General features: G+C 63.8%; 12 protein-coding genes and 1 pseudogene. 7 read left to right on the forward strand and 6 right to left on the reverse strand.

All coding sequences use genetic code 11. From position 1 onward, the window contains the following. Positions 1-42 precede the first annotated feature (42 nt). The 6 genes and pseudogenes from ACSQ36_RS27800 to ACSQ36_RS27825 all read right to left on the reverse strand — a co-directional run bounded on the left by ACSQ36_RS27800 (position 43) and on the right by ACSQ36_RS27825 (position 5,746). A pseudogene (locus ACSQ36_RS27800) lies at positions 43-1,017 on the reverse strand (LysR family transcriptional regulator). 110 nt (positions 1,018-1,127) lie between these two features. Then, on the reverse strand, positions 1,128-1,442 hold the full coding sequence (locus ACSQ36_RS27805; RefSeq protein ID WP_436184961.1) for a carboxymuconolactone decarboxylase family protein: 315 nt from the start codon (positions 1,440-1,442) through the stop codon (positions 1,128-1,130). 103 nt (positions 1,443-1,545) lie between these two features. Beyond that, positions 1,546-2,316, reverse strand: a complete 771-nt coding sequence (locus ACSQ36_RS27810) for a hypothetical protein (RefSeq protein ID WP_436184453.1) — start codon at positions 2,314-2,316, stop codon at positions 1,546-1,548. A 14-nt stretch (positions 2,317-2,330) separates the two neighbouring features. Beyond that, positions 2,331-3,254 (reverse strand): substrate-binding domain-containing protein, encoded by a 924-nt coding sequence (locus ACSQ36_RS27815; protein WP_436184454.1) that lies wholly within the window; start codon positions 3,252-3,254, stop codon positions 2,331-2,333. Between the two features lie 75 nt (positions 3,255-3,329). After that, positions 3,330-3,743, reverse strand: coding sequence for a c-type cytochrome (locus ACSQ36_RS27820; protein WP_213765439.1), 414 nt, complete (start codon positions 3,741-3,743; stop codon positions 3,330-3,332). Between the two features lie 194 nt (positions 3,744-3,937). After that, positions 3,938-5,746 carry a methanol/ethanol family PQQ-dependent dehydrogenase gene (locus tag ACSQ36_RS27825; protein WP_436184455.1) on the reverse strand — a complete coding sequence of 603 codons (1,809 nt, stop codon included), beginning with the start codon at positions 5,744-5,746 and terminating at the stop codon, positions 3,938-3,940. Between the two features lie 563 nt (positions 5,747-6,309). On the opposite strand from ACSQ36_RS27825, the gene ACSQ36_RS27830 reads away from it, so the two are divergent. From ACSQ36_RS27830 to ACSQ36_RS27860, 7 genes are all read left to right on the forward strand, one after another. After that, positions 6,310-6,702, forward strand: a complete 393-nt coding sequence (locus ACSQ36_RS27830) for a 4a-hydroxytetrahydrobiopterin dehydratase (protein ID WP_213765441.1) — start codon at positions 6,310-6,312, stop codon at positions 6,700-6,702. Positions 6,703-6,804: 102 nt separating this feature from the next. Beyond that, the gene (locus ACSQ36_RS27835; RefSeq protein WP_436184456.1) at positions 6,805-7,920 is read left to right on the forward strand and encodes a beta-ribofuranosylaminobenzene 5'-phosphate synthase family protein; all 1,116 of its coding nucleotides are present in this window, start codon (positions 6,805-6,807) and stop codon (positions 7,918-7,920) included. A gap of 78 nt (positions 7,921-7,998) precedes the next feature. Further along, a complete protein-coding gene (locus tag ACSQ36_RS27840; protein WP_436184457.1) occupies positions 7,999-8,925 on the forward strand; it encodes an NAD(P)-dependent methylenetetrahydromethanopterin dehydrogenase in 927 nt (308 codons plus the stop codon). A 14-nt stretch (positions 8,926-8,939) separates the two neighbouring features. Next, positions 8,940-10,151: an ATP-grasp domain-containing protein gene (locus ACSQ36_RS27845; protein ID WP_436184962.1), complete on the forward strand. Its 1,212-nt coding sequence runs from the start codon at positions 8,940-8,942 to the stop codon at positions 10,149-10,151. Then, on the forward strand, positions 10,114-11,154 hold the full coding sequence (gene mch, locus ACSQ36_RS27850; RefSeq protein WP_436184458.1) for a methenyltetrahydromethanopterin cyclohydrolase: 1,041 nt from the start codon (positions 10,114-10,116) through the stop codon (positions 11,152-11,154). Before ACSQ36_RS27845 ends, mch begins: the two co-directional genes overlap by 38 nt. Then, positions 11,151-12,131 carry an ATP-grasp domain-containing protein gene (locus ACSQ36_RS27855; RefSeq protein ID WP_436184459.1) on the forward strand — a complete coding sequence of 327 codons (981 nt, stop codon included), beginning with the start codon at positions 11,151-11,153 and terminating at the stop codon, positions 12,129-12,131. Before mch ends, ACSQ36_RS27855 begins: the two co-directional genes overlap by 4 nt. After that, positions 12,118-13,032: a triphosphoribosyl-dephospho-CoA synthase gene (locus ACSQ36_RS27860; protein WP_436184460.1), complete on the forward strand. Its 915-nt coding sequence runs from the start codon at positions 12,118-12,120 to the stop codon at positions 13,030-13,032. The genes ACSQ36_RS27855 and ACSQ36_RS27860 overlap by 14 nt, the downstream gene beginning before the upstream one ends. Positions 13,033-13,034: the final 2 nt, after the last annotated feature.

The following is a 13,034-nucleotide window of genomic DNA, read 5'->3' on the forward strand; positions in this document are numbered from 1 at the left end:
GGGCTTCATGTCAGCCACCGCGTTTCGACGCGCGGCGCAAGATTATTTTCCCGGCAGCGCCCCGGCCGCCGTCTCCCCCGCCCGCAACGCGAATCCTGCGTATTCGCGCTCGAGAAACGGCGCGGCATGTTCGAGCAGGAAGCGCCGGAACGCGATGCAAGTCGGCGACAACCGCTTCGAACGAAGGTGAACGATTTGCCACGTGCGGTCGACTGGCGTGCCATTGACGTCGAGCAACACAAGCTCTTGCGAACGCAACTCGAGCGCGAGCGTATGCAACGAGATCAGGCTCACGCCCATGCCGGCCATCACAGCCTGCTTGATCGATTCGTTGCTGCCCAGCGTCACGCTGCGCGCCGGCGTGAACAAGTGTTGCTTGAACATTTGCTCGGACACCGCGCGCGTTCCCGACCCCGGTTCGCGCAGCAGGAACGTATCGCCCGCCAGCTCCTGCAGGTCGAACCGGCGCGCGTCCCGCAGCGGATGATCGACAGGCCCGATCAATACGTGGGGATGATAAGCCAATGGCTCCGCCGTCGTGCCGAGCTCGGGCGGCGGGCGGCCCATGATGGCAAGGTCGGTGGCATTATCCTGTAGCTGGCGCAGCAGGACCTCGCGATTTCCCACCGAAAAGCGCACGTCCACGCGCGGATACTGCCGCGAATAGGCAGCAAGTAGTTTCGGTGCGAAATAGGTGGCAGAACTTACGATACTCACTGAGATCGAACCACTGTCGGCCATCGACAGCGAAGACATCGCGTCTTCGGCGTCCTTGATTTCTCCGAGAATCCGGCTCGCATGGTGCGACAATCGTTCGCCGGCTTCGGTCAATGTGAGCTTGCGGGCAACGCGCTCGAACAGCGGCAGCCCGACAGCTTCCTCCAGTTGCCGGATCTGCATGGAGATCGCCGGCTACGTCAGGTGCAATTCCTCGGCGGCACGCGCAAAGCTCGGATACCGGCAAGCGATCACGAATATCTGCAACTGTCGCAAGGTCAGCGAGCGAATAAAGTTCACTGTAGACGGCCATCCTGCAAACCAGCTTTATGCGGCTCGCTTGACCATCGAGCTTCATCAAACCTCTGAAGCCAAGCGAGTAAACGTGTCTGGCACCCATGTGCGCAGGTTCACTTAGCCGTCTTCTGCTGCTGCCCGAATGCGTCGAATGCCCGTGCCGAATAAACTATTGCCGCACCCGCATTCAACGCGATGGCCACCGAAAGGGCAGCCGCGACCTCTTCCTTGCTGGCTCCCGCCCGCGCCGCGGCGGCACTGTGCACCGTGATGCAGCCATCGCAGCGCGTAGTGACTGCCACCGCCAGCGCGATCAGTTCGCGAGTCTTGGCGTCGAGCACGCCATCTTTTGCCGCCGCGCCGTCGAGCGCTTCGAATCCGGCCAGCATCGCGGGCGCGTTTGCGCCCAGTTCGCCTATTGCGTCCATTAGCCTGGGCGCGTAGCTTTGGGTATCGATCAACATGGACTGGCTCCAATGTGAATGGTTGTGTGGTCGGCGACCCGCAGCCATCCGCGAAGAAAGAACCGTGTCAGCGGCTCGCACGAGGAGCGTTCACGGCCTTGTCCGGTGTCTTCTTGCCGGGCAGCGGGGACAAGGCGCGCAACGCGCCCTGATAACTCAGCGTTTCACTCTGTACAGGATGCGCGAAATCATCGTTCGAACCCGGTACGTCCGTGCGGATGAGCAGCACCTGACCCGGTACCGCTTCCGACATGACAAAGGTATAGCGTTTGCCGATGTACTGAGGAAAGCGTGCGCTATTCGGATCCCCCAGATAGGGCTGGATCACGATCTGCTTCGCCCGGACCTTCTGGCCTTGCGCGTCGCCGGTCACCGGCGTGATCGGCGGGCTGGCCGCCAGCGCCAGGCGTACGCGGCGCTGGAAATAGCGGCGCTGTCCTCCCGTCAACTGCTCCATCTCCGCAATGTCACGCTCGAGGAAATACAGGATCACGGGATTGCACGGCAGGCCTTCACCGGGCACCTCGACCTTGCCGCCATGGTCGCTCACCAGCGCGTCGCCGTTGGCGTTGTCGGCGCTGACTACCAGGACCTTGACCGTATCCTTCTCCCTCGCCGGCGGTCCGGTGCGCTCGACGGCGTAGTCCAGTTCGGTTTGCGGCTGAATACCCTTCAGGTGCGTCGACAGGAAAAGAAGCCGCTCGGCCGGCGCGATCTCGGGACTGGCGCTACTTGCCGGGCTTGCCGCGCTGGAAGCATCCGCCGCAAATGCATGGCCGGAAGCAGCCAGCAAGACACTGGCCGCGGCGGCGACCCAACTTGCCCGCAGTCTTGCCATGCGCGTCCACGCTCTCATTTCGCGTTGGCCTGTGCGGCCGGGGGCTCGCTGATAGCGAGCAACGGGACCTCATAACTCGTCAGTATCTTGTCGATCTTGCCCTGGTTCGCCCCGATCCACTGGTCGACCTTCGTCTTCCACGCGCCTTCGCCATAACGCACGCCCATCGATATTTCATAGTCGAAACGTACTCCCGGCGTTGGAGGGAAGGCCACCAACCTGAGCTTGTCGCCGGCTTGCTTCGCGAAATAACCGGCAATGGGTCCCCACAAGAAAACGACATCCACGTTACCCGCCGACATGTCGCGCTGGATCATCTCGCCCGGGAATTCCGCGGGGTCGCCGCTTTGCACCTTATACGACACCGCTTGCTCGATCAGGTTGTTGCCAAGGAGCCAATCGACAGCGGGCGTATTGGAAAAGATCCCGAGACGCAGTTTATGCAACTGGTCGGGCGGTAGCTTGAGGAGATCGGACGGCGTCTTGATCGATGAAAATTCGGGGCGGTTCGGAAAGACCATCGCGTAAGTGGAGTGGAGCCAGGGACGCGTGGTCGACGTCATGTCGTATCCCTTCGGCACGCCGATCACCACGTCGCACTTGTAGTCTTCCGTGTCGGGTATCTTCTCGCGCAGCGTGTGCCGGATGAAGCCCATGCGCTGCGGAAAGTACGTGTATTCGATCTTGTAGCCGAAGTCGCTCGCCATCTGAGCCGCGATCTTGTTTTCGAAACCCTCTGCCTTGTCATTCGAGAGCGGCATGTTGTTGGGGTCCGCGCATACACGCAGCACGCCGTCGGCTCCGTCGTTGTGCGGCAGCGCGGGACCGTCGGCATGGGCGGTACCGAACCCAAGCGCGATGCAAGCTGCTGCGAGCGCTGTGCGCACGAACGCGCCAAGCCTGGAGTAAGCGACACAAGCGACATAAGCGTCAGACATCAGTCCCCTCCGGTAAAGCGTGTACAGGCGCCAACGTCAGCGACGCTCGGGCAGCGTGAATGTTCAGCGTGGATGTTATTTGGCATCGATCGCCTGCAAGTCACCCGGCTTGATCTTGCCGTCGGAACGCCCCTTCAGATACGCAAAAAGGTTCTGCCAATTCTTCTGCATCATGTTGCTGGAACTGAAGTCGGGCATACCCTTATCGAGACGTCCGCCGAACACGGTCCGGTGAAACTCCGTCGGATCGAGGGTCTTGAACGCATCGATCAGCGACGGCCCCACCATGCCCTGCTGCTGCGCGCCGTGACAACGTTCACAGTCGAGCGCCCGCCAGGTCCGCCAACCTTGCAACGTGTTGTTATCAACCTTGTTGCCATCGACAACCTGGTAAGCAACCGGCTTCATCTGCGCTGGATCGGTCTGGGCGTATGAAACGGGTAACGTCACCAGGGCTATCGCCAGCGGCAAGAGTATTCGGCCTTTCATTGCGCGTGTCTCCTTCGGTGTGAACGTGCTGCGCCATACGTCTTGCACGCATTGGTGCCGGGTTGGAACCATTGGTGCCGGATCCCGGGACCCGGCCGGCCGCCTCTGTCATGCAGGGGCGGCCGGCGCGTGTCGTCAAGCTCTCTTGATGAATCGTGACGACTGGCTGGAAGAGGCTGAAGCTCCGGCCCCTGTCAACTCGGGATGGCAAACACGAACAGCGTGCCGCCAAGCGCCGTGTACTTCGCAAGTTCGCGATAACCGCCGACCGCGCCCAGACCTTCCGTGGACTTCTCAAGGCCTGCCGCCATGCCGATACCCGCCCATCCGCCAATGCCCGAATAGACGCCGACAAACTGCTTGCCCTGATACTCATACGTGAACACGTTGCCAATGATTCCGGACGGTGTCTTGAACTTCCAAAGCTCCTTGCCATCCGAGATGCGCACGGCCTTCAGGTAGCCTTCGAGCGTGCCATAGAAGGCAATGCCGCCCGCGGTCGCCAATGCACCCGACCATACCGAGAACTTCTCCGGCTTGGACCACGCGATCCGGCCCTTGCTGGCGTCCCAGGCAATGAAGTTACCCATCGCACCCTTCTCGTTCGGACCCGGATACATCGACAACGTGGCCCCCACGTAAGGCTGGCCGGAAACGTATTCGACTTCAAACGGTTCGTAATCCATACATACGTGATTGGTCGGGACGAGGAACAGGTTGCTCTTCGGATCGTAGGCCGCCGGTTGCTGGTCCTTCGAGCCCAGCGCCGCCGGACAGATGCCCTTCACGTTGTGGTCGGGACCGGCCGCCTGAGTCGAGTAAGCCGCGTTGCGAATCGGCAAACCGCTCTTCACGTCCACGCGATCAGCCCAGTTGACTGCCGGGTCGAACTTGTCGGCAACCAGCAACTGCCCTGTTTCGCGATTGAGCGTGTAGCCGAAGCCGTTACGGTCGAAGTGGACGATTGCCGGCACTTTCTTGCCGTTCATAGGCAGGTCGGCAAGGATCATTTCGTTCACGCCGTCATAGTCCCATTCGTCGTGAGGCGTCATCTGGTAGACCCATTTCGCCTGTCCCGTGTTCAGGTCGCGGGCGAAGATGGACATCGACCATTTGTTGTCGCCGGGTCGTTGCGTCGGGTTCCAGGTGCCGGGGTTTCCCGTGCCGTAGTAGACAAGATTCAGCTTCGGGTCCCATGCATACCAGCCCCAGGTCGTGCCGCCGCCGGTCTTCCACTGGTCGCCCTTCCAGGTCTTGAGCGAGGAGTCCGCGCCAACTGGCACCATCTTGCCGTCGGCCCACGTCATGGTCTTGTCGGGGTCGATCAGCATCTCGTTGTCCGGACCCGTGCTGTAGGCAGTCCAGACCGGCTTGCCGGTCTTGATGTCGTAGGCAATGAGCCGCCCGCGTACGCCGAACTCGCCGCCTGAAATGCCGGTGAGCACCTTGTCGCCGAATACATGCGGCGCGTTGGTGTTGGTCTCGCCCGCCTTGGCGTTACCGTTCTGTGCGGTCCATTTCACGTCGCCGGTCTTTGCGTCCAGCGCAACGAGCTTCGTGTCGGCTTGCTGAAGAAAGATCTTGCCGTCACCGTAGGCAAGCCCGCGGTTTACCGTGTCGCAACACATCACCGACACCACCTGCGCGTCCTGCTTCGGTTCGTATTGCCAGATGAACGTCTGGTCCTTCAGGTTGATCGCAATGACCTTGTTGGGAAATGGCGAGTGGATATACATCGTGTCGCCGATGACAAGCGGCGAACCCTCGTGACCGCGCAACACGCCGGTCGACATGGTCCAGGCAACCTGCAGCTTCGCCACGTTGCTTTCATTGATCTGCTTGAGCGGGCTATAGCGGTGATTGGAATAATCACCCGCTTGTGCTGCCCAGTTCGATGAGTTCTTGATCAGGGCGTCGAGCTGCGAATCGGCCTGTGCAACAAAAGAGCTGAGGGCCGTTACCGCAACCACCGCCAGTCCGAGAACCAGGGTGCGTAATTTCATGTCTCCTCCAGAATGTGTTGCCGTCCGACTCAGGGATGACCCGACCACCTATGCCCCGGGCGCGCCTTCACCGGTGCGGGCAGCGAGTTGAACCTCCGCCCGGTCAATGCCGGGCTTGCTGTTTGCGAAGACGAATTGCATATTCCATGCCGGAATTACGTGTGCCGTCGAACAGGCCGGCGGAGATGGACGAAGATTGACGGGGCGCGGCACGGGTTGCGGCGGCGGCGGCGCGGAGAGAAAATCCTGAGGAGACGGATAGCGTCACGATGGCGCGAGGGTGAGACGCTTCATTCGGATTACGACACATACTGTGTCAAATCCGCGATACACGCGATACACGATACACACCCCTGTCTCCCTGTCTGAAAGGCGCTGCAGCTCAGTGTTCCCGGGGAGGCAGGCGGTGCGCTGCAGCAACGCGCGCGGCGCGCGGGGCGTTGTTCATTTGCGAGGCTGGGTCTTCGCGCGGGCTGTTACACAGGCTGGCGCGGTGTTTGCACGGCTTTGCAAGTTGAACTTCGGTTGAGGTTCTCTATGAACGAGTGTAGGGAGGTATCGCCATGGCCAGCACACAGCCCGAGAGGGTCTACTCCGACAATGAAATCCAGCAGCGTCTCACCGGCGCGCTCCAGCACTGGTACATGGAGGACGGCTGGCTGCGCCGCAAGTACAAGACGGAGGGATGGAAGGGCACGCTGATGGTGGTGAATACCGTCGGGCATCTCGCGGAAGCGGCGTGGCACCACCCGGACCTGACGGTGTCGTATGCATTCGTGGTCGTGAAACTGAAGACGCATTCGGCCAAAGGCATCACCGACAAGGATTTCGCGCTCGCGACCAAGATCGAGGAAGTGATCCAGTGGCAACCGGGACTGGAAGGGGGGCCGCTGGAGGGCACCCCTCGCGACGACCAGCGTTTCCGCTATATCAAGTACGACGCACCGAAGGCCTGAGCGGGTCCGTGAATCCGTTGGTACGGCTCTTGCCTTGAAGGCCACGCACCCGGCTTCACCGCCACGGCTTTGACCACGACATCGAACCCAGGGACACTCACGATGCAGCTTCGCCTGGATCAGCAATCGGACCATGAATCGGACCATGAATCGGACCGTGAATCGGACCATGAATCGGACCATTCGACGGATACCGCCGCGCCGCTTTCCACCGTGACGGTCGATGCCCCCGCTCGTCTGCACCTGGGTTTTCTCGACCCGAGCGGGTCGCTCGGGCGCGCATTCGGCAGCGTCGGATTGACAATAGACGCACCCGGTACGCGGATCACCGCACGCTACGCCGACGAGACGCGGGTACTCGGCGCACACACCGACGCACAGCGCGAGCGCATCACGCACTATCTGGGCTTGCTGCATGACGCCTACGGCGGACGGCCGGTCCTGATCGACGTCCGGCGCGCCCCTCGCGCGCACGCGGGCCTCGGCTCGGGCACGCAGCTCGCGCTGGCGGTCGGCACCGCGTTCGTCAGATTGCTGGGACGGCCTGTGCCCACCGCCGATCTCGCACGGCTGCTCGGACGCGGCGCGCGCTCGGGTATCGGCATGCTCGGTTTTGATCACGGCGGGTTGATCGTGGACAGCGGCCCCGGCGCCGGCCATGCATCCCACCCGCCTCGCCGCGTGCCATCGATCCTGACACGCCTGCCGTTTCCCGACGCCTGGCGCATCCTGCTCGTCGACGACACCCGTCAGGAGGGCCTTCACGGCGACGAGGAACGGCAAGCGCTCGCGACCCTCGCGCCATTCCCGGAAGAGCTTGCCGCACACCTGTGTCACCTCGTGCTCATGCTCGTGCTGCCCGGCATCGCGGAACATGATTTCGATGCGTTCGCGAGAGGTATCGGCGAATTGCAGCAGACTATCGGCGACTATTTCGCGCCCGCTCAAGGCGGTATTTTCTCGAGCCCCGCGGTGGCGGCGGCACTCGACGCGGCTGCCCTCGCCACGGAACATCGCGCGGGCATCGGCCAGACATCGTGGGGACCTACCGGTTTCGCGTTCGTGCACAGCGCCCAGGATGCCGAGCGGGCGCTCGCCGCCGCGACGGACGCCGCGCGCGGCATCCCCGGCATCGTGTGTTCGGTGGCGGCGGGGAACAATCGCGGCGCGTCCATTCATGCCGGTGGCCTGCAACGCTGCAAAAGCGATCTCCCTTAAGCGCCGCGGGTATCGATCCACGGACCCAGGGGCCAAAGGCCCATTGAACCGCCATCAACCGGAAACGAGTCCATCGCCATGTCCGAAGCCACAGAAAGGCCCTACATCCTGCACATGTTGACGGCCACGCCGCAGATGAGTCCCTTCGATGTCAACATGGCCGCCGATGCCGGTTACCAGGTCATTGTTCCCTACTGCAATGTCCGGGCGGAGAACGTCGTCACGCTGACCCAGGATGCGATTTTTTCACGCGGTCCCAAAGGCGTGTCGCGCACGGGGATGTTCATCGGCGGACGCGACGTCATGCTCGCCGCCGACATGCTCGACACCGCGCGCCATGCGATGGTCCCGCCCTTCGAAGTCTCGGTATTTGCCGATCCGAGCGGCTCGTACACGACCGCCGCCGCGCTCGTCGCGCTCGTCGAACGTCACCTGAAAGCGGGCCACGGCGCGGAACTCGGCGGCAAGCGCGTGCTGATTCTCGGGGGCACCGGCGCGGTGGGTCGCGTGGCCGCCGCCATGGCCGCGTCGCTGGGTGCGCAAGTCCTGATAGCGAGCCATTCGGACATCGCCCGCGCGACCCAGGTGAGTGACGAAGTCAACCAGCGCTTTGACATCGCGACCACCGGCGTCTCGGTTCACACGCGTGACGAATTGCATCACGCGCTCGCGGCCGCCGAGGTCGTGATGGCGACCGCGGTGGCAGGTGTTCAGGTCATGAGCGCCGCCGACGTCAGGGTCGCAAAACACTTGCTGATCGCGGCCGATGTCAATGCCGTGCCGCCCGAAGGCATCGCGGGCGTGCATGTCATGGACGATGGCAAGCCGCTCGTGGGCGCGGTGCGTGAAGACGCGCTCGCCATAGGCGCGCTTGCGATCGGCAACGTCAAATACCAGGTCGAGCATCGCCTGTTCATCCGGATGCGCACCGGCGGCAAGCCGGTCTATCTCGGCTTTCCCGAAGCCTTCGACGAAGCCCGCGCGATCGTCGGCGGCATCGCCTGATGCATCGTTCGTCCATGACGCCCGGCATCCGTTGCGCGCGAGCATCGACCATCGCCGCCGTCGGGTTGTCGGCGCGCATGCTGGCGCAGTCCGCGCGGCGCGCGGGGCTGAACGTGGCCGCGCTGGATATCTTCGGCGACCGCGACACGCGGCGTTATGCGCCGCTATGGTTCGATATCGGCGGCGAGGGTTTGTCGATCGACCCTCAACGGCTCTTCGACGCGCTTGAGCGTACGGCGCGGCTGCCACGCATGCTCGGCTTCGTGACGAGCAGCGGACTCGAGCCGCTGATGCAGGAATTGTGCAGCGCACGGCGATTGCCGCGCCTGATAGGGAACAGCGCCGAAGCAACCGCGGCCGTGCGCGAGCCGCGCCGGTTTTTTGCGCTGCTCGATCGCCTGGGCATCGCCCATCCGGAGGTCTCCCACCTACCTCCCCCGGATCCCGCCGGCTGGCTCTTCAAACGCGCCGACGGCTGCGGCGGGATGCATATTGAAGCACTTGATTCGATGTCGAACAAACCGGCGGCCGACGGCTATTTCCAGCGCCTGGCCGCAGGACGTTCGATGTCCGCGCTGTTTGTCGCCGCACGGCGAAAAGCGTCCGTCATCGGCTTTGCAGAGCAGCTCAGCCAAGCCGCGGGCAACCGGCCGTTCCTGCACACCGGGTCGATCGGTCCCGCCGAGGTCTCGCCGCCCGTCATGGACTTCGTCACGACGGCAATCGGCGCGATCGTGGCGAACACGGGCCTCGCAGGGCTGAACAGCATCGACTTCCTGCTGGACGGCGACACTGTCCAGGTCCTCGAGATCAATGCGCGCCCTTCATCGACGATGACACTCTACGAGACCGCCGCGCCCGAAGCATGGCCGCGTGGTTTGATCGCGTGTCATCTCGATGCGTGTCTAGATGGCCGCTTACCTCCGCCCTCATCCCCCTTCCCCGCTGCAACGCGCTCAAAAGCCGGTCAGCGCGTGGTGTTCGCGCCGCGCAACCTGGTTATCTCCGGTCCCTTCAGCAATGCCTGCCTGGCCGACCCTGCGTGCCATGACGTGCCGCATCCCGGCGCACAAATCGGCGCGGGCGAGCCGGTCTGCACGTTAGTCGTCACGCAGTCCTCCACCTCCGCCGTCCGCGACGAACTCGAGCGCCGCGAAGCGCTCGTTTTACAACGGATCAAAACCTGCCATGAGCACACTGATGCCGTCATCTCTTCCTCCGCCTGAGGTCAGCGTCAACGCGCTGAGCGAGCGGCTCGCCAGCCGGCTTGTCGACCATGCCGCGCGGCTGCGCCTGGCCGTTTCGCGCACGCCCGACGGCACGGTGATCGTCGACGCGGGTATCGACGCCACGGGCGGCATCGAAGCGGGCGTGCTGATCGCGCGGCTGTGCATGGGCGGTCTCGGGCGGGTTGCGGTACGCACGAGTCTCGACGCCAATCCGCTCTGGCCGAGCATGATCGAGGTCCATACGTCGTCACCCGTGCTCGCCTGCCTTGGCAGCCAATACGCGGGTTGGAGCTTGTCGGCGACGAAGGAACAAACCAGCGGCAAAAAGTTCTTCTCGCTCGGATCAGGCCCGGCGCGCGCGTTGGCGGGCAAGGAAACGCTCTTCGATGAACTCGGCTATCGCGACCGCCACGATCGCGGCGCGCTCGTGCTGGAAGTGGACCGCTTGCCGCCGCCAGTCGTGATCGACAAGATCCTGCGCGACTGCGCATTGGCGCCCGACAAACTCACGCTCATTGTCACGCCGACACACTCTGTCGCGGGAACGGTGCAGGTCGTCGCACGCGTGGTCGAGGTTGCACTGCACAAGACGCATGTGCTCGGCGTGGACCTCGGCGAGATCATCGAGGGCAGCGGCTCGGCGCCTTTACCGCCGCCCGCGCCGGACGCGATCCAGGCGATGGGCCGCACCAACGACGCCATTCTCTACGGCGGCCGTGTGCACCTGAGCGTGAAAAGCGACGCCGTCGCACAACGGCTCGCCGCGGAATTACCGTCATCGAATGCGCGCGATTACGGGCGTCCTTTCGCCGATATCTTCACATCGTTCAACTACGACTTTTATCAGATCGACCCCGCGTTGTTCGCGCCCGCCGAAGTGTGGGTCAGCAGCCTCGAAAGCGGCACGACCTATCACGGCGGCAAGCTCGACATGGCGCTGCTCGACACCCAGTGGAGCAGCACGTCAGCGCCGCAATCCGGCGCAGGGCAGCCGCCATGAGCATCGGACTTCGGGTCGCCATCATGACCGACGAAACCGGCTGGCACACCGGACGCCTGAAGAAAGCGTTCCTCGCGCGTGACGTAAACGCGCGCTGCGTGGATCTGGCGCAATGCCGGATCGACACCACGTGGGCGGCTCACGGTCTCGCGATCCCGGGCTTCGGGCACGACCTGCCCGATGCGGTATTCGTACGCGGCATCGCGGGCGGAACGTTCGAGCAGGTCACGCTGCGGCTCGGCATCCTGCACGCGCTGCGCGAATGCGGCGTGCCCGTCTACAACGACGCGCGCGCGATCGAGCGCAGCGTCGATAAATCGATGACCAGTTTTCTACTCAACCTGCATGGCGTGCCGACGCCCGCCACGTGGGCAGGTGAATCGGCAGCCTTCGCGCAGCGGGTATTGATGCGTGAGGCGGCCGCCAACCGCCGGGTCGTGCTCAAGCCGCTGTTTGGATCGCAGGGCAAGGGGTTGAGACGGCTAGGAGCCAACCGTCGTGACGGAACGCTCGCGCCGTTGCCGTCATTGCGGGCATCCGGGCAAGTCGCTTATCTGCAGCGCTATGTGGAAACCGCGCGGCCGGGCTTCGACTGGCGCGTTCTCGTGATCGGCGGCAGGGCGGTCGCGGCCATGCGGCGCGTGGGGGGCAAAGGCTGGATTCATAACTTCGCGCAAGGGGCGAAATGCGAGCGCGCGCCGCTCGACCCCGTCCTCGCCGATACCGCCGAGCGAGCGACCCGCGCACTCGGCCTCGACTATGCGGGCGTCGACCTGATTCCTTCTCCGCGCGCGTCCGGTAACGGCGACGATGAAAAACGGCCGCTGGTGCTCGAAGTCAACGGCGTGGCGGCATGGCGAGGTTTGCAATCGGTGACGGATCTCGACATAGCCGCCGCGCTCGCTGACGATCTGCTTGAGCGCAGGCTCGCTGCGCACGCGCCGGCGGCTCTCAAGACCCGCAATGTCTTGCGATAGCGCCTTCACCCTCGCCAAGGCAAGAGCGGCCTTTTTACGGGCTTGCCGGCTCGATGTAGAAACCGCGAAGCCCGGCAACGTCAGCGTCGGCTACCCGGGCCACGGCATGACGGCCGCCCAGTTCATCGCGAGCGCGGACGCCGCGGCGAATGCGCTGTTCGCGCCCGGCGCGAGGGTCGGCATGCGCATGCTCGACGCGGTCAGCCGCACGCGCGAGGCGGCCGGCTGCAATACCAACCTCGGCATCGTGTTGCTGGTCTCGCCACTTGCCGCCGCGCTCGAGATCCACGCGGATGACCCTCGCGCCGACGCCGGCCTCTCTGCCGGCGCATGGCGCACTGCAACGCAACGGGTGCTGGCAACGCTCGATCTCGACGATACCCGCGCCGCTTATCGCGCAATCGCGCTCGCGAATCCCGGCGGCCTGGGCGACGCGCCCGAACAATCGGTCCATGACTTGCCGAGCGTCGATCTTCGCACCGCGATGACGCTGGCTTCCGGACGCGACAGCATCGCGCGCCAGTATGCGAATGGATTTCGCGACGTGTTCGAAACGGGCCTCGGGACCATGCGCCGCGCTCAACGTTCAGGACATTCGCAACCGGCCACGGCGCTCACGCTTGACGTGTTCCTTGCCTTCCTGAGCGGCTGGCCCGATTCACACATTGTGCGCAAGCACGGCCTGCCCGTGGCGCAGAGTGTCACGCGAGAGGCACGCAAGCGTCAGGACGCGATGCATCGCGCGCTGGCTCACGGCGAGGTCGCGAAGGAACTGCTTGCCCTCGGCGAGTGGGACGCCGAACTCAAGGCGCAGGGCATCAACCCCGGCACGAGCGCGGATCTCACGGTCGCCACGTTGTTCGTCGCCGGCGTCGCCGACGGCATCCTGGACGAGACCTGAGC

This window comes from Caballeronia sp. LjRoot34 (genome assembly GCF_964253815.1).
Taxonomy (GTDB): domain Bacteria; phylum Pseudomonadota; class Gammaproteobacteria; order Burkholderiales; family Burkholderiaceae; genus Caballeronia.

Excerpts from the sequence above, each read along its gene's own strand:
- ACSQ36_RS27805 (WP_436184961.1), bottom strand. The coding sequence starts at position 1,442 with ATGGACGCAATAGGCGAACTGGGCGCAAACGCGCCCGCGATGCTGGCC.
- ACSQ36_RS27810 (WP_436184453.1), bottom strand. The coding sequence starts at position 2,316 with ATGGCAAGACTGCGGGCAAGTTGGGTCGCCGCCGCGGCCAGTGTCTTG.
- ACSQ36_RS27815 (WP_436184454.1), bottom strand. The coding sequence starts at position 3,254 with ATGTCTGACGCTTATGTCGCTTGTGTCGCTTACTCCAGGCTTGGCGCG.
- ACSQ36_RS27820 (WP_213765439.1), bottom strand. The coding sequence starts at position 3,743 with ATGAAAGGCCGAATACTCTTGCCGCTGGCGATAGCCCTGGTGACGTTA.
- ACSQ36_RS27825 (WP_436184455.1), bottom strand. The coding sequence starts at position 5,746 with ATGAAATTACGCACCCTGGTTCTCGGACTGGCGGTGGTTGCGGTAACG.
- ACSQ36_RS27830 (WP_213765441.1), top strand. The coding sequence starts at position 6,310 with ATGGCCAGCACACAGCCCGAGAGGGTCTACTCCGACAATGAAATCCAG.
- ACSQ36_RS27835 (WP_436184456.1), top strand. The coding sequence starts at position 6,805 with ATGCAGCTTCGCCTGGATCAGCAATCGGACCATGAATCGGACCATGAA.
- ACSQ36_RS27840 (WP_436184457.1), top strand. The coding sequence starts at position 7,999 with ATGTCCGAAGCCACAGAAAGGCCCTACATCCTGCACATGTTGACGGCC.
- ACSQ36_RS27845 (WP_436184962.1), top strand. The coding sequence starts at position 8,940 with ATGACGCCCGGCATCCGTTGCGCGCGAGCATCGACCATCGCCGCCGTC.
- mch (WP_436184458.1), top strand. The coding sequence starts at position 10,114 with ATGAGCACACTGATGCCGTCATCTCTTCCTCCGCCTGAGGTCAGCGTC.
- ACSQ36_RS27855 (WP_436184459.1), top strand. The coding sequence starts at position 11,151 with ATGAGCATCGGACTTCGGGTCGCCATCATGACCGACGAAACCGGCTGG.
- ACSQ36_RS27860 (WP_436184460.1), top strand. The coding sequence starts at position 12,118 with ATGTCTTGCGATAGCGCCTTCACCCTCGCCAAGGCAAGAGCGGCCTTT.